General features: G+C 64.7%; 16 protein-coding genes. 9 read left to right on the top strand and 7 right to left on the bottom strand.

Annotated features, from left to right (window positions below):
• Positions 1-74: 74 nt before the first annotated feature.
• On the top strand, positions 75-215 hold the full coding sequence (locus JQ603_RS20425; protein ID WP_007597071.1) for a hypothetical protein: 141 nt from the start codon (positions 75-77) through the stop codon (positions 213-215).
• Here JQ603_RS20425 and JQ603_RS20420 read toward each other — a convergent pair.
• The 3 genes from JQ603_RS20420 to JQ603_RS20410 are packed head-to-tail and all read right to left on the bottom strand — an operon-like array spanning position 212 to position 4027.
• Positions 212-1798, bottom strand: coding sequence for an ATP-binding protein (locus JQ603_RS20420; RefSeq protein ID WP_212342042.1), 1587 nt, complete (start codon positions 1796-1798; stop codon positions 212-214). The two genes, JQ603_RS20425 and JQ603_RS20420, sit on opposite strands and share 4 nt — an antisense overlap.
• Positions 1795-2499, bottom strand: a complete 705-nt coding sequence (locus JQ603_RS20415; RefSeq protein ID WP_212342041.1) for a response regulator transcription factor — start codon at positions 2497-2499, stop codon at positions 1795-1797. The genes JQ603_RS20420 and JQ603_RS20415 overlap by 4 nt, the downstream gene beginning before the upstream one ends.
• A 19-nt stretch (positions 2500-2518) precedes the next feature.
• A complete protein-coding gene (locus JQ603_RS20410; protein ID WP_212342451.1) occupies positions 2519-4027 on the bottom strand; it encodes a DUF4153 domain-containing protein in 1509 nt (502 codons plus the stop codon).
• Between the two features lie 188 nt (positions 4028-4215).
• Between JQ603_RS20410 and JQ603_RS20405 the strand changes: the two genes are divergently transcribed.
• Positions 4216-5559 (top strand): glycoside hydrolase family 3 protein, encoded by a 1344-nt coding sequence (locus JQ603_RS20405; protein ID WP_212342040.1) that lies wholly within the window; start codon positions 4216-4218, stop codon positions 5557-5559.
• Here JQ603_RS20405 and JQ603_RS20400 read toward each other — a convergent pair.
• Positions 5556-7172, bottom strand: a complete 1617-nt coding sequence (locus JQ603_RS20400; protein WP_433996649.1) for an ABC transporter substrate-binding protein — start codon at positions 7170-7172, stop codon at positions 5556-5558. The genes JQ603_RS20405 and JQ603_RS20400 overlap by 4 nt on opposite strands.
• Before the next feature lie 252 nt (positions 7173-7424).
• On the opposite strand from JQ603_RS20400, the gene JQ603_RS20395 reads away from it, so the two are divergent.
• Positions 7425-8162, top strand: coding sequence for an outer membrane protein (locus JQ603_RS20395; protein WP_212342038.1), 738 nt, complete (start codon positions 7425-7427; stop codon positions 8160-8162).
• Between the two features lie 17 nt (positions 8163-8179).
• Here JQ603_RS20395 and hydA read toward each other — a convergent pair whose 3' ends face one another.
• Entirely contained in the window at positions 8180-9634 is a 1455-nt protein-coding gene (gene hydA, locus JQ603_RS20390; RefSeq protein WP_212342037.1) for a dihydropyrimidinase, read from the bottom strand.
• Positions 9635-9735: 101 nt separating this feature from the next.
• Positions 9736-10344 carry a TetR/AcrR family transcriptional regulator gene (locus tag JQ603_RS20385; RefSeq protein ID WP_212342036.1) on the bottom strand — a complete coding sequence of 203 codons (609 nt, stop codon included), beginning with the start codon at positions 10342-10344 and terminating at the stop codon, positions 9736-9738.
• Between the two features lie 103 nt (positions 10345-10447).
• Between JQ603_RS20385 and JQ603_RS20380 the strand changes: the two genes are divergently transcribed.
• From JQ603_RS20380 to JQ603_RS20355, 6 genes are all read left to right on the top strand, one after another.
• Positions 10448-11143 carry a PspA/IM30 family protein gene (locus JQ603_RS20380; RefSeq protein ID WP_212342034.1) on the top strand — a complete coding sequence of 232 codons (696 nt, stop codon included), beginning with the start codon at positions 10448-10450 and terminating at the stop codon, positions 11141-11143.
• 40 nt (positions 11144-11183) lie between these two features.
• Positions 11184-11459, top strand: coding sequence for a YiaA/YiaB family inner membrane protein (locus JQ603_RS20375; RefSeq protein ID WP_212342032.1), 276 nt, complete (start codon positions 11184-11186; stop codon positions 11457-11459).
• Positions 11460-11655: 196 nt separating this feature from the next.
• On the top strand, positions 11656-12717 hold the full coding sequence (locus JQ603_RS20370; RefSeq protein ID WP_212342030.1) for an amidohydrolase family protein: 1062 nt from the start codon (positions 11656-11658) through the stop codon (positions 12715-12717).
• Between the two features lie 14 nt (positions 12718-12731).
• Positions 12732-13844, top strand: coding sequence for an amidohydrolase family protein (locus JQ603_RS20365; RefSeq protein ID WP_212342028.1), 1113 nt, complete (start codon positions 12732-12734; stop codon positions 13842-13844).
• Positions 13845-13851: 7 nt separating this feature from the next.
• Entirely contained in the window at positions 13852-14265 is a 414-nt protein-coding gene (locus JQ603_RS20360; RefSeq protein ID WP_212342026.1) for a Rieske (2Fe-2S) protein, read from the top strand.
• Between the two features lie 72 nt (positions 14266-14337).
• Positions 14338-14544, top strand: a complete 207-nt coding sequence (locus tag JQ603_RS20355) for a hypothetical protein (protein WP_183242680.1) — start codon at positions 14338-14340, stop codon at positions 14542-14544.
• A gap of 117 nt (positions 14545-14661) precedes the next feature.
• On the opposite strand, the gene JQ603_RS20350 is transcribed toward JQ603_RS20355, so the two are convergent.
• Entirely contained in the window at positions 14662-15507 is an 846-nt protein-coding gene (locus tag JQ603_RS20350; protein ID WP_212342024.1) for an SDR family NAD(P)-dependent oxidoreductase, read from the bottom strand.
• Between the last annotated feature and the right edge of the window lie 116 nt (positions 15508-15623).

Below are 15623 nucleotides of genomic sequence, written 5' to 3'. Positions count from 1 at the left end.
GCATTTCCGTGATGGAACCTAATGGCGGCTGGTGCGACTTATCTATGACGCGGGAAGAAACGTGCGAGGCTGTCATGGCAGAGAAGCATACCGCCGATCCGGCAGAGATCATGCGGGCCACCGGTCATCCCGAACTGGAATACGCCGCCGGCTGGACCATCGCTGGTCTCGTCACCATCGGCACCATCGTCGCCGCCTGGGTGTTCGCGATCTAGGCGACTGGAAACTGGAGTTCGAAGGCGGCCCCTTGGTCAGTGGGCTTCAGCCTGATCGAGCCGCCATGGCTCGCCATCACCGCACGTGCGATCACCAGCCCCATCCCGGTACCGCCCTGGTCGCGGCGGGTGGTGAAGAACGCATCGAAGATCCTGTCGCGGTTCGGCGCCGAGATCGGCTCGCCGTCATTGCTCATCGTCAGCAGCAGGGTCGTCCGCTCGTCCACCGCTTCCAGCCGGATCGACTTCGCCTTGTGCCGTACCGCGTTATCAGCGAGGTGTGACAGCACGATCAGCGCCTTCTCCGAGGACATGCCGATCGCCCGGTCGAGGCTGCCGCTGGCCTCGATCGAGCTTGCCGGAAACTTGTTCCTGAGATCGGCGATCACGGGCGCAAGCTCGGTGCGCTCGTTCTGCGGCAGGCTCTCGGCGCGAGCGAGCTCGCGCAACCGCTGCGCCATCGCCTCCAGCCGCTGCGTATCGGACAGGATGTTGGCGATGAACGTATTCTGCTCGGCCGGCGTCAGGCTGCCGGCCTTGCCCTGCACCGAGTCCTGCAACAGCTCGGCCGCGCCCTTGATCGAGGTCAGCGGCGATTTCAGCTCGTGGGTGAGGTGGGCCGAGAACGTCGCGATATAGTCGGAGCGCCTTGCGAGCTGCTCGGCCATGCCGAGGAAGCTGTGCGAGAGCTGCGCGAACTCGCGCGTGCCGTAATGCCGGAGCGGCCTGAACGCCTCGCGGTCGCCGCGGCCGATCCGCGTGGCCCGGTCGATCAGCTCGCGCATCGGCAGCGTGATGGTGCGCGAGAACACGAGGCCAATCGCGATGGTGCCGAGGATCACGGCGAGCCCGGCCAGCACGAACTTGCCGCGCTCCTGGTAGAGATGGTCGAAGATATTGCTCGGCGTTCGCGTGGTGTAGATCACCCCCGCGACGCGGTTGTTGACGATGACGGGCATCGCCGAGAACACGTGCACGCCGAGGCCGCGGCTGAAGGAATAGATCGGCGGCGGTGGCTTGTCCGGTACGCGGTTGCGCAAGGTCGCCCGGTACTGCCCGTGCAGCGCATCCGCGACCTCCTCGATATGGGCGAGCGATTGCCCGACCTCCTGCCGCCCGGCGATCACCACGCCCTGCGGATCGAGGATGCGAAAGCCCGCCAGTGTCACCTTCTGGGTCTCGCGGATGATCGGCGTCAGCCTGGCGCCGATCTCGACATAGGCTGCTTGCGCCGGCCGGGGCGCGGGCAGCGCATCGGGCCGCCGCCGCAAGAGGTCGTTGGCGGTGAGGTCGAGCGCGGGGCGGATCGGCGTCACCTGGTCGCCGGGATCGGGCAGCACGTTCGGCGGCACCTCGGGGCCAAGCACCAGGCCCCTGTCGAGCCGTGCCGTGACCTCCTGCGCATAGATCGTCGCGAGCACGCGGCTCTGCGCGATCAGCTCGGCCTGGGTCTGGCGGATCAGCTGGTTGTCGTAGAGGCGGAAGAAGAACAGGCCGACCAGCGGCAGCACCGCGACGGTCGCCAGCACCGCGAAGATCACCAGCCCCAGCGACGGCCGCCATTTGTCGGGCGCCGCGCTCATGCCTCTTTCTCGCAGCGGCCGAGCTTGAAGCCGACGCCGTGGATGGTCTCGATGACGTTGTCGCAGGCCAGCGCCGCGAGCTTGGCGCGGATGTTGCGGATGTGGCTGTCGATGGTGCGATCGGAGACCTGGATGTTGAGCTGATAGGCCGCCCGCATCAGCTGCTCGCGGTTGAACACCGAGGTCGGTCGGGTCAGGAACGCGCGCAGAATGCCGAACTCGATCGCGGTGAGTTTCAGCGGCGTGCCGGCGAACGACGCCACGTGCTGTTCGGGATCGATGAGGAGGCCGCCTTGCACCAGCGCGGCCGGACTTGTTTTGGCCTCGCCGTTGCGCGGGCTGAGGCGGCGCAGGATGACATTGACCCGCGCCACCAGCTCGCGCGGGCTGAACGGCTTGGTCACGTAATCGTCGCCGCCGATCTCGAGGCCGAGGATGCGGTCGATCTCCTCGTCGCGGGCCGACAGGAACAGGATCGGCACGTCCGAACTCTTGCGAATCTCGCGGCAGACGTCGAGACCGTCGAACTCGGGCATGCCGATGTCGAGCACGATGAGATCGGGCCTGTCGGCGGCAAAGCGGCTGAGCGCCTCCTTGCCGTCGCGCGCCTCGATCACGTCCATGCCGGCCTTCTTCAGGGCGACGCGGATGACCTCGCGGATGTGGCCTTCGTCGTCGACGATGAGAATGCGATGCGCCAAGAAACTCTCCGCTTCCTCGTCAGCCTGCCGATTGGCCGCTGGTCCGATCTTTCGCCTGTGCGTTCAGTCGACGCTGGAGCCGCCAGTTCCGAAAGCCCCAGCTCCGCCACGCCAGATCCTGACGCTGCTGTTCTACAAGGCGGTCGCGGCGCGACACAAGGCAGCTCTCGGGGGTGCCGGGCCGGAGCAAAATCGCCTTGTCGATGGCGGGGAGCGCCTGCGGCCCAAGGGTCAGGAGATAGTTGATGTCGATCTGCACGCCATTGCCCGATGCTTCCCGGCTGTGGGCAACATTGTAGTCGGCAATGAACGCATCGAAGTTCACCAGCGAAACGCTGTAAAGCACGATCGTTAACGCGATCAGGTTGGCGCCGACGAGCCAGCGGTTGGAGCGGTCGAGTGCGATGCGGGCGACGATCAGGATCAGCCCCAGTGCCACCAGCCCCATCCAGATGAAGGCCGCGATGCGCCAATAGGTCAGCATGTAGATGCCGACGTAAAGATCGAGCCGCAGGATGGAGGAGGCGACCAGCAGGACGTTCTGGCCGACCCAGAGATAGACCAGCGGCCGGATCACCTTCGATTTCTCCGCCGGGCCGCCCGGACGCATCGCCACCAGCACGAAGGCGGCGGCGAGCAGAGCAGTGACGATCAGCGGATAGGCACCGCGATGGGCGTAGGTCGCATAAGTCATGTTATCGGGCAGGGCCACATGGCCCCAGAGATAGATCCCGTCGAGGATGGACTGCGCCGCGAACAGCAGATTGAACAGGATCAGCGAGCGCAGGATCGTCGAGGGACCGAGAAACTCCGCTGAGACCATCGGCGGCAGCGGCGGCGGTACGGGGCCATCGGCGACATCAGTGGTGACAATCGTCTTGCGCCGCCAACGCACATGGATGAACGGCCAGACCAGCGTCAGCATCATGGTCCAGAACAGCACGCGCGGGATGCTGATATATTCGAGGATGATTTTTGGATTGAGCAGGGACACCCACTGCTCGATCACCGGATTGGCCGCGGCGAACAGCGCGACGAAGACGGTGCTCAGCGCCGCAGGCATCAGCCAGAGCGCGATGCCGCGGGTGAACGCCGACATGTTGAACACCTGGAGCGCATCAAGGAAGAACCTGAAGGGACCGAGCAGGAAGAAATTGCGCAGCGCACGGGCGCGCTCGGTCAGCTCGGTCGCATCAGGATTGGTCGCGACCAGGAGCGCAATGGCCAGCGCCATGATGAGGATCAGGAAGGACAGCATGTTGAGCTCCTCGACGGCCGGCGCGAGGCCGGCGACGAAAATGGCCCCGCTGATCATCGCGCGCCGCAGATCCAGGGCGGCATGATTGAACAGCACCGACACGCAAGCCATCGCGATCGCAAAGAGCGTCAGCGACAGTCCGATCCGCGGGCCGTAGAACAGCCAGTCGGCGAGCGCGGCCAGCACCAGCGCAAGCCCGACCTTGGCTGGGATCGAGGAGTGACTGGTCGGCTTGATTTCCGCTACGATCGTCGAAGCCAGGCTCGTCATGTGCAGAAGACCTTTCGTGATGGGTGGCATCACGAAATCTGAACGGCACTTGTGCAGACGGCGGGATCATCGTCTGCATGGTTTCAGGAGTCTTTTGCAGATTTCGTGCAGGCGCGCTTTTGCCTCTCGCGCAGCGCAGATCGCCTTGATAGGTGCGAAGCATTCATCACCATCGCATGTGGCGCATCATGCAATTCCTTCGCCGTATCGGTCTCATCCTGCTCTGGTTGGCCGCGCCTATCGTCGCATTCGCGGCCGCGAACAAGAACGATCCCTATCTGGTCCCGCTGCGCGGCGCCGGAAACTTTGTGCTTGTCGCTGCAAGCATCGCGATCGTCATCCTTCTGCTGCGCCGAGGTCGTTGGCGCAGCATCGCGGGCAAGCTGCTCGTCATGCTGTGGTGCCTGCCGCCGCTCTTGATGTCGGCGGCGCATCTGAAATTCGAGCTGCGCAAGCGCGATGTCCTTGCCGCCAGCGCCGCCGAGACGCGGCAGCTCGGGCCCCACTTCATGGTCGGCTATTCCTCCTTTCCCGAGGTCACGCGCCTTGCCGAGCAGGGCCTGATCGGCGGCATCTATGTCACCCGCCACAACATCCGGGGCCGGACCATCGAGGCGCTGCGGGCCGAGATCGCGGCGCTCCAGGACAAGCGCCGTGCGGCTGGCCTGCCGCCGCTGGTCGTGGCGGCGGACCAGGAGGGCGGCATCGTCGGACATCTCGCGCCGCCGCTGACGAAGGTGCCGGCGCTGGCGACGCTCACCGGGCTCGCTCCGGACGAGCAGCAAGCCAAGGCGGAAGAGTTCGGCCGCATCCACGGCCGCGAACTCGCGGGGCTCGGCGTCAACCTCAACCTTGCGCCGGTGCTCGACCTCAAGCCGCCGCAGCGGCGCAACCGCCTCGATTTCCACACGCTGATCGGCCAGCGCGCGATTGCGACCGATCCCGTCGTCGTCAGCACGATCGCGAGCGCCTATGTCCGCGGACTGGAAGGGTCAGGCGTCGGCGCCACGCTCAAGCATTTTCCCGGCATCGGCCGCGTGCGCACCGATACGCATCATTTCAGCGCCAGTCTCAACACGCCGGTGAAGGAGCTGGAGGCGACCGACTGGCTCCCGTTCCGCGAAGTGCTGTCGCATTCGCGCAGCGCCCTCATGGTTGGCCATGTCACGCTCACCGCCGTCGATCCCGATCGCGCCGCCTCGCATTCCAAGCGCGTCGTCGACGGGATTGTCCGCGGCAAATGGGGCTACCAGGGCATGGTGATGACCGACGATCTCGTGATGGGCGCGATCTACCAGAACGACGTCTGCAAGGCCGTCGTCGAGGCGATCAATGCAGGCGTCGATTTGCTGCTGGTCGCCTATGACGGTGCACAGTTCTATCGGGTGTTTGCCTGCGCCCTGGAGGGATCGCGGCAGGGCAGGCTCGATGCGGCGATGTTGCATGCGAGCGCGGCGCGGCTGGAGCGTGGCTTTCCGACCGCGCAGGCGCGCGCCTCTTCGGGCGCAATCAACGTCGCTCGCCGGAACTAGCCCTTCGCGAACTGGCGGTAGTCCGGCTCGCGGTGAAACCAGAATTCGTAGCCGCTGACGCTCTTCTGCATGGCAACGTCGTGGATCGGCTGGTTAAGCGGAATGACGGGGACGTCGCGCATGCAGAGCGCGATGAAAGCCTTCACGCATCTGTCGTACTCCGCGGCATCCGTGGTGAAGCGTGCCTTGTCGATCAGCGCGTCCATCTCCTTGTTCTGGTAGGAGGAGATGTTGAAGATCGAGTTGTTGCCGTGGAAATTCCAGTAGAAGTAATACTCGGGATAATCCAGCCAGCCGCTGAAGCGGTTGAGCGCGAGCGGCAGCTCCTTCTTGTTCAGCGTCGTGCGCCAGTTCGCGCCGGGGATCTTTTCGATTCCCGCCTTGATGCCGATCTTGGCGAGGTTCTCCTGGATCAGGATGGCGGTCGGCTCGCCGACCGTGGCCGTGCCTGTGTCCAGCGACAGCGTCGTCTCCAGGCCGGATTCGAATCCTGCTTCCTTCATCAAGGTCTTGGCCTTGTCGAGATCGGTGACATAGGGAAACGGCTGTGGCCAGACCGGTTTTGAGACCTCCGCCGCGCCGCCATACATCGGAACGGCACGGCCGAAGAAGGCGCTGGTCTGGATCTGCTCATACGGCATCGCCCAGGCGATGGCCTGGCGCAGCTTGGCATTGTCGAACGGCGGCTTCGCCGTGTTCAGCGCCACGTACCAGAGCGCATTCGGGATCGGCACGCCGGAGACCTTGACCTTGCCCTCCCTGATGATCTGCTCGAAATCACGCGGCGCAAAGCCGCTGGAAATATCCGCATCGCCCCGCTCCAGCATGGCGCGGCGGGTGCCGGCGGAGGGGACGTCGCGCGCGATGACGCGCTTGACCTTTGGCAGCGGTCCGCTCTTCCAGTCGTCGAACCGCGCCAGCACGGTCTCGCTGCCGGGCTTCCAGCTCTCGATCTTGTAGGCGCCGCCGCCGGCCTCGTTGTTCCTGAGCCACGCCAGCGCCCACGGGTCTTCCGCCGTCGCGTTCTTCCTGGCGAGCTCGGAGTTGATGATGAAGGGCACGACGACGGCGACGTTGAACAGCAGCATCTTGTCCTTGCGGACATAGTCGATGCGGAAGGTGTAATCGTCGACCACCACGAACTGCTCGGGCTTCTCCAGCGATCCCGCCGACATCTGGAAGGTCGGGAAGCCGCCGACCTTCACGGCGCGGTCGAACGACCATTTGACGTCCTTGGCGGTGACAGGCGTGCCGTCGTGGAATTTCGCGTCCTTGCGAAGCCTGAAGGTACAGGACATGCCGTCGGCCGCGACCTCCCAGCTCTCGGCGAGCTCAGGCGCGAGCTTCTCGCGATCGTACGAAGTCGTCCCATCGGGCAGCGTCTTGGAAGCGTAGGTCAGCAGGCGGTCGTAGCAATTCCAGGAGAGGCCATTGACCGTCTGGTTGGAGCCGACGCCCTGCATGTCCAGCGAATTCGGCCCGAGCTCCTGCACCACCAGCAGCGTCTCGGCTCGGCTCTGCGCCCAGGCGGAGGGAGGCGCGAGCATGGTCGTCGTCGCGATACCGAGACCGCCAAGCAGAACGCTACGACGATCCATATGGGATGATGACATGCTCATGAGGGTCTCCTGACAGCGCTTCTTGCGGGAAGAGGCAAGGCACATGCCATGAGGCTGCGGCAGCGCACCGTGTTACTGGCGATGGTGGCGTTGTCGCTGTGCTGAGATCACGCAGCCTACTCGTCGATGTAGCCCTTTGGCCACACGTCCACACAATAATCAACCGGAGGGATGCGTCCGCCTGTCGCGGCAACCGGTTTCCTGTAACAAGAGCGTCGTTGTTTTTGGAATTGGCGGGGACTGGGAATGCGTCGTCTTGCGGCGGTTGGCGTTGGGTTGGTTTCGATTTTGGGATTTGGAAGCGCGGCAGGTGCCGCCGATCTGGCGGTCAAGGCTCCGGTGGCGACGAAGCAATTCAGCTGGACCGGCTGCTTCATCGGCGTTCATGCCGGAGGCGATTTCAGCTACGACAAGATCAGAAGCTCGGGCGATTTCAGCTCCGCCGGGTTCATCGGCGGCGGACAGATCGGGTGCGACTATCAGTTTGCCTCGGCCTGGGTTATCGGTGTCGAAGGTCGAGCCGCGTGGTCAAGCCTGACAAGCAAGACGCCCGGCACCGCCACCTTCAACCCCGTCTTCGGTGGTGTGGTCGTTCCCTTGACCGTCCCGACGCAATTCACGGTCAGCAACGACTTCCTGGCATCGGCGACCGCACGGCTCGGCTACAGCTTCGCCGGCAACTGGCTTGCTTATGGCCGCGGCGGCGTCGCCTGGACGCGGGAAAAGGCGGACATCGTTCTCACGCCTCCGCTTCTGGGAGTTCCTGTCGATCCCAAGGGGACCATCACGCGGACCGGCTGGACTGCTGGCGTCGGTCTCGACTGGGCATTCGCGGCGCATTGGTCGGCGAACTTTGCGTACGACTATTACGATTTCGGCGCCAACGATTTCGTTCTGACCAATTCCATCCCCCCGGTGACCGTCAGCGGCAGCCTGAAGGACAGGGTCCACACCGTGACCGCCGGTGTGAACTATCGCTTCTGACCGAGGTGGGAGCGGCGTTACGGCGTCACTGCTCCGCGGCTGACGGCCCGCGGGGCCGTCAATTCCTTCCACGTCGAATTCGCCACATGCACCGGCGAGAATGCCGGCCGCTCGACGTAGCGGCCATCGCCTGCTTCGGCGCGCAGATCGCCAGCCTTCCAGACGATGCGGCCGCGCGACAAAGTTGCCGCGGGCCCGCCGGTGCAGGAAAAGCCTTCGAACACGTTGTAATCGATCTTGCTCATCTGCCGCTTGGCGCTGATGGTCTTGCTCGCCTTGGGATCCCACACCACGCAATCGGCATCCGAGCCGACGGCGACCGCGCCCTTACGCGGATAGATGTTGAGGATGCGGGCGATGTTCGCCGAGGTCACCGCGACAAACTCTTCCTTGGTCAGCCGTCCCGTGGCGACGCCCGCGGTCCACAATAACGCAAGGCGGTCTTCGAGGCCGCCGGTGCCGTTCGGGATTTTTCTGAAATCGCCGAGCCCGAACCGCTTCTGCTCGGTGGTGAAGGCGCAGTGGTCGGTCGCGACCACCTGGAGCGAGCCGGCTTGCAGGCCGGCCCAGAGGCTGTCCTGATGCTGTTTGTCGCGGAACGGCGGCGACATCACGCGCTGGGCGGAATGATCCCAGTCCTTGTTCTGGTATTCACCGGCATCGAGCAGCAGATGCTGGATCAGCGGCTCGCCATAGACGCGCTTGCCGGCGGCGCGTGCCCGCGCGATCGCCTCATGCGCCTCGCGGCAGCTGGTGTGCACGATATAGACCGGCGTGCCCGTCATGTCGGCGATCATGATGGCGCGGTTGGTGGCTTCGCCCTCGACCTCCGGCGGCCGCGAATAGGCGTGGCCCTCCGGGCCGGTGACGCCGCGCGCGATCAGCGCCTCCTGCATCAGGGCGACGACGTCGCCGTTCTCCGCATGGACGACAGGCATGGCGCCGAGATGGGCGCATCGCGCGAACGAGTTGTAGAGCTCGTCGTCGTTCACCATCAGCGCGCCCTTGTAGGCCATGAAATGCTTGAAGGTGTTGATGCCGTAGGTTTTGACCACGGTCTCCATCTCGTCATAGATCTGCTTCGACCACGACGTCACCGCCATGTGGAAGCCGTAGTCGCTGGCCGCCTTCTCGGATTTGTGCCGCCACTCCTGATAGGCCGCGAGCATGGACTGGCCGGGATCGGGCAGGCAGAAATCCACCACCATGGTGGTGCCACCGCTCAGCGCCGCCTTGGTTCCCGATTCGAAATTGTCCGCGGTCACGGTGCCCATGAACGGCATTTCGAGATGGGTGTGCGGATCGATCCCGCCTGGGATGACGTAGGCGCCGCCGGCATCGACGATCTCGGTGCCCGCCGGCGCCTCGATCGACGGGCCCACGGCCACGATGGTCTCGCCCTCGATCAGCACGTCCGCGCGGCGCGAATGATCGTGATTGACGACGGTGCCGCCGCGGATGAGGAGGGGCATGAGAGGCTCCGGGGGGAGGTGGGGGGACGTTTCGCCGTGAAGCTAAGCGCACCACCCGCGATGCGACAGGCGAAATTTTAGTCAGTCGCCGCCGATCCTTCTTACTTCGTGCGCGCGACCAGCCCGTCGATCATCGCGCGTACGAGGTTCGCGATCTCCTTGCGCAGCGCCGGCAGCGGCACCGCGACCAGCCTCTGCTCCAGCCCCAGCGCCACCATGCCGTGCACGGCCGAGAACAGGCTGCGTGCGGTGACGCCGAGCTCCTCCTGGCTGCGCTTGGGAAACAGCTGCGCCAGCGGATGATAGATGTGGCGGAACAGCTGCAGCTGGTCGTTGACCGACCAGTCGGGGAGGACCTTGTCGGCCGCCATGCGGTGCTCGAACAGCGCGCGCCAGAGCTCGAGATTTTCGGCGGCGAAATCGCAATAGGCGATGGCGATGCGGACCAGCGTCTCCTGTGGCGAAGATTCACCCGCGCTTTCCGCCGCGCTGAGTGCCTCGTCGAGGCGATGCAGCGTGCGCGAGCCGACGCGTAGAACCAGCTCGTCCACATCAGTGACGAGATTGTAGACCGCGCCATTGGCGCAGCCGATCTCGCGGGCCAGATCGCGGGTTTTAAGACCCGCCAACCCCCGCTCAGCGATCATCTGCTCGGCCGCCCGGATCAGGTCGACCCGCAATTTCTCTCGACGTTCCAGGGTCTTAGTCATTCTTAACCACATTTTTGAGCGTCGCTCAAAAATTCATTGAACGTTGTTCAAGTTTCCTGCTACAAAGCATTTGTGAGCAACGCTCATAAACAGGGAGCAGACCATGTTCAAGACCGTCGTGACGCTTTTCCGCGGCAGCGTGGCCGCCGCGGGCGAGGAGCTGGAGGACCGTACGGCCCTGCTGATCCTCGACCAGCAGATGCGCGATGCCGCCACCGCCCTCGAGCGCAGCAAGCGCACGCTGGCGCTGGCGATTGCGCAGGACCAGCAGGAGGGCCGCAAGCTCGAGGCGACCTGCGCCCGCATCACCGATCTCGAAACTCGCGCAGTTGCCGCGCTCGATGGCGGCCGCGAGGACCTCGCGAAGGAGGCCGCCGAGGCCATCGCAGGCCTCGAAGCCGACCGTGATGCGGCGATGACGGCACGCGCGCTGTTCGCGACCGAGATCGCGCGGCTGAAGCGGCACGTGACCAACGCGCAAGCCCGCATCACCGAGCTCGATCGCGGCCGGCGCCTCGCCCGTGCCTCGGAAGCGGTGCGCTCGCTCCGCCGCAGCGGCATCGAGGCGGTGCGTCCCTACGAATCCACGCTGCCGGAAGCCGAGAGCACCTTGAAGCGTCTGCGCGAGCGGCAGGTGGAAGCCCAGGCCGCCGACGACGCGCTGGTCGAGCTCGATGCGGCGACCGGACCGCTCGCCACCGCCGAGAGACTTGCCGAGCAGGGCTTTGGCCCCCGGCTCAAGACGACCGCGGACGACGTGCTGGCGCGGTTGAAGTCCAAGCGCACCCAGCCGGCCTGAACTCGGATTTCATCATCATTCGAACCAACAGGAGACCATCATGAACCAGAACGGCCAGCCCCATAGCAGTGCCTGGGTGAGCTTCACTTATGCGTCCTTCGCAGCCTCCGCCTTCCTCGTCGCCATCGGCGTCTTCTTCCTGCCGATCGACCTCTGGATGAAAGGTTATCTCGCGATGGGCATCGTGATGCTGATCCAGACCTGCATCACGCTGACCAAGACCGTGCGCGACAATCACGAGAGCAGCCGGTTGGTGAACCGCATCGAGGATGCCAAGGCCGAGCGTCTGCTGATGGAGGTTTCCAAGGCGGCTTGAGGCGCAGCGGCTTGCAGTCTGACGCGGTGGGTGCCGGAGCATCCACCGCATCTGATCCGCATATCGCGCCTGCGAAATGCAACCGAGCCATGACGGATCGCGCGGGCGCGCACCCTTGCGTGGTGGCGGCGACCGGCGCACTCTGCCCAGGCGGCGCGAAGAACGCCGCCAATAAAGACTGTGCGAGGAAACCTGCATGGCGGCGACGCGGATCGACTGCGACATCCATCCTGCGGTTGGTGGCACCCGCACGACGCTGCTTCCCTATCTCGGCGATCACTGGAAAGAGCAGGTGGTGAGCCGCGCCATCGACGGGCTCGATCTCACCTCCTATCCGCCGAACATGCCCCTTTCGGGCCGCGCCGACTGGCGGCCGGCGAATGGTTCGAAACCCGGCTCCGATCTCGCGATGGTGCAAAGGGGCGCGTTCGATCAGCTGGGTGCGAGCCACGCCATCCTGAACGTGCTCTACGGCGCACAGGCCGTGTTCGACGCCTACATGGCGGCCGACTTCTGCAAGGCCATCAATGACTGGATCGCCGCCGAGTGGCTGTCGCGCGATCCGCGCCTGCGTGCGTCCATCGTGGTGCCGATGCAGGCGCCGGATCTGGCGATCGAGGAGATCGAGCGCCGCGCCGGCGACAATCGCTTCGTCTCCATCCTGGTGCTGGCGCAGGGCGAGACGCTGCTGGGGCGGCGGCATTTCTGGCCGGTCTACCAGCTCGCGGAGAAGTACAAGCTGCCGCTCGCGATCCACGCCGGCACGCAATACCGGCAGGCGCCGAGCTCGGCCGGCTGGCCGTCGCATCGCTACGAATATTACTTCGTCGAGGCGCAGGCCTTTCAGGCGCAGATCCTCAGCCTGATCTACGAGGGCGTATTCGGCAAGTTCCCGGACCTCAAGGTCGTGCTGATGGAGTCAGGCGTGAGCTGGCTGCCGGCCTTCATGTGGCGCGCCAACAAGACCTGGCGCGGCGTGCGCGTCGAGGTGCCCTGGGTCGAGCGCGAGCCGGCCGCGTTCATCCGCGAGAATTTTCGCGTGACCATGCAGCCGTTCGATGCACCCGGGGATGCCAGGAGCGTCGAGGAGATCATCGACCAGATCGGCTCGGACAAGATGTTCCTGTTCGCGTCCGACTATCCGCACTGGCAGTTCGATGGCGACGATCCGATCCCGCCGAACCTGCCGAAGAGCATCATCGAGAAGATGTGCGTCGACAATCCACTGGAGACGTTTGCGCGGTTGTCAGTCAACTAATTCTGGAGGTTCGCATGAGTGAGGTCATCGACCGTCCGCTGCGTGACGACGAGAAGCCCGCCGCATCGCGGCTGCGCATCGTCGATTGCGACGTGCATCCGAGCCTGCACTCGGTCGAGGATCTCAACGCGTTCCTGCCAAAGCGCTGGCAGCAGCATCTGAAGGAATATGGCAGCCATCTGCGCACGCCCTATCTCTTCACCACGCCCTATCCGCGTTCATCGCCGCTGATCGCGCGACGTGATGCCTGGCCGCCAACCGGCGGGCCGCCCGGCTCCGATCTCGCCTTCATGCAGAAGCAGCATCTCGATCCGCTCGACGTCGAGTTCGGTATCCTGCAGGTGCTCGATCTCTTCATCTTCTCGCAGCAGAACCTGGAATTCGGCGCGGCGATCCAGCGCGCCATCAACGACTGGCAGCTGGCGTTCTGGTCGCATCGCGATCCGCGCCTGAAGGCCTCGATCCTGGTCGGGCAGGACGGGGTGGACCTCGCGATCGCCGAGATCGAGCGCTGCGCCAAAATCGGCGAGTACATCCAGATCAACGTCTCGCCGCGCGCCAACGAGCCGCTCGGCCGCCGCCGCTACTGGCCGATCTATGAGCGTGCCCAGGAGCTCGACCTGCCGCTCGGCATCCATGTCGGCGGCTATGGTGGGCATGCGCCGACCGGCGGCGGCTGGCCGTCTTATTATGTCGAGGAGCACCAGTCCAACGCGCACACCATCGCGGCGCAGCTTGCGAGCCTCGTCATCGAAGGCGTGCCGGAGCGGTTTCCAAAACTGAAGATCGTCTTCATCGAGGGCGGCTTCGGCTGGATCCCGTCGGCGGTGTGGCGCATGGACCAGCATTTCGAGCGCTTCCGCAGCGAGGTGCCGCACCTCAAGCGCAAGCCGTCCGAATACGTCCGCGAACACTTCTGGTTCACGACGCAGCCGATCGACGAGCCGGACGAGGCGCGGCATCTGCGCGCGCTGATCGAATGGGTCGGCATCGACCGTCTGTTGTTCTCGTCGGACTATCCGCACTGGGACTTCGACGATCCGCGCTTCGCCTTCAAGACGCCGCTGACCGAGGCAGAGCGGAAGAAGATCTTCAGCACCAACGCCCGCGCGGTCTACAAGTTCTGAGACCAGTATGGCCCGTCACATCGTCGCCACCATCTCGGAGATCCCGCCCGGCGGTAACAAGGTCGTCGCTATCGCCGGCCGCGACATCGTCGTGTTCCACGTCAATGGCGAGTTCTTCGCGCTTCTGAACCGTTGCCCGCATGAAGGCGCGCCGCTGGAGAAGGCGGCCTGCGTGGCGCGGCTGACCTCGCCCGAGCCCGGCGTCTACGAGCGTTCGCGCGTCGGCGAGATGCTGCGCTGTCCCTGGCACGGCTGGGAGTTCGACATGCGCAACGGCCAATCCTGGTTCGATCCCAATCGCGTCAGGATCCGGTCATATCCGGTTGCGGTGGAGCGCGGCGAGGAATTGCAGAAGGGCCCCTATGTTGCCGAGACGTTTCCGGTGCATGTCGAGGACAGTTATGTGATCGTCGAGGTCTGAGCGGGCTTTGCGCATTGAGATTCCAACGCAGGTGCGATATGGCTCTCGCGCTTTCAGAGGCGGAGACGAGCTTTGTCGAAACAATCCCTGCGTGAAGAGGCCGAGCGCCTGATCCGCGAATCGATGGAAAAGAAGACCATCGTCGTCAAGCAGGGCACGACCCGCATCGAGGCCGTCTGCGGCAAGTGCGGCGCGCCGAACCGGGTGCAGGCGGAAAAAGGCCAAACCCGGGTCAAGTTCGCCTGCAAGAATTGCGGGCACCAGCAAGAGACGCTGTAACTCCTCATCCTGAGGAGCCCGCTGAAAGCGGGCGTCTCGAAGGATCGAGGCCCGAGACGGGCCTGCGTGGTTCGAGACGCGCGCAAGGGCGCGCTCCTCACCATGAGGGTCAAATAGTCACTCCCCCTTCACGAACCGCGCGAACGCATCCGCATAGTCCGGATGCCAGCGCGACAGCGGCGGGCGGTTCTCGACGATGTCGCCGGCCGCCCAGAGCATGCGCTTTTCGTCCAGCGCGCGCGGTACGTCATTGTCGGGGCACAGGATGTAGAAGTCGCCGGCCTCCAGCCGTGCCAGCATGAAATCCACGGTCTGCTCCGGCGTCCAGGCGCCGGCCGGCTTTTCGGTGCGGCCCTTTGCGGTGAGGCCGGTGAAGACGAAACCTGGAATCAGCAGATGTGCGGTGACGTGACAATCGCCGGTATTGCGCAGATCGTGCTGCAGCGCCTCAGTGAAGGCCTTCACGCCGGCCTTGGAGACGTTGTAGGCGGGATCGCCCGGCGGGGTGGTGATGCCCTGTTTCGAGCCGGTGTTGATGATGAGACCGGCTTTGCCGCGTGCGATCATGCTCGGCGCGAAGATTCGGGAGCCGTTGATGATGCCCCACATGTTGACGCCGATGATGCGCTGCCAATTGTCTGATACGCCAAACAGCGTGCTGCCGGGCTGGATCCCGGCATTGTTCATGAGCACGTCGGTGCCGCCGTAATGCGCGCCCACGGCGCGTTCCAGTTCCATCACGCTTTCGGCACGGCTGACGTCGACGGCGAACGTCATCACATGTGTGGCAGACGCGACGGATGACAGTTTTGTTGCGGCCTCCGCCAGCCGCGCCTCGTCGACGTCAGCGATGCATACCTTCATGCCGGCACGCGCGAAAGCCATGGCGGCGGCAAATCCGATGCCGGACGCGCCGCCGGTGATCACGGCAACATTGTCCTTGATGATGGCTGGATGTGACATGGCTCGTCTCCGCAGGATGGGGCTCGGTCGAGCTATAGCATGGCGCTGGCGCGACCCTGCACAAGTCGGCATGGGAGGTCTTCGTTCCACGCCGCCTTTACGCCCCTCCGGCACCG

The organism is Bradyrhizobium liaoningense (genome assembly GCF_018130825.1).
Taxonomy (GTDB): Bacteria; Pseudomonadota; Alphaproteobacteria; order Rhizobiales; family Xanthobacteraceae; genus Bradyrhizobium; species Bradyrhizobium liaoningense_B.
The sequence above is the reverse complement of the archived record's forward strand: the minus strand, read 5'-3'. Positions and strand labels throughout refer to the sequence as shown.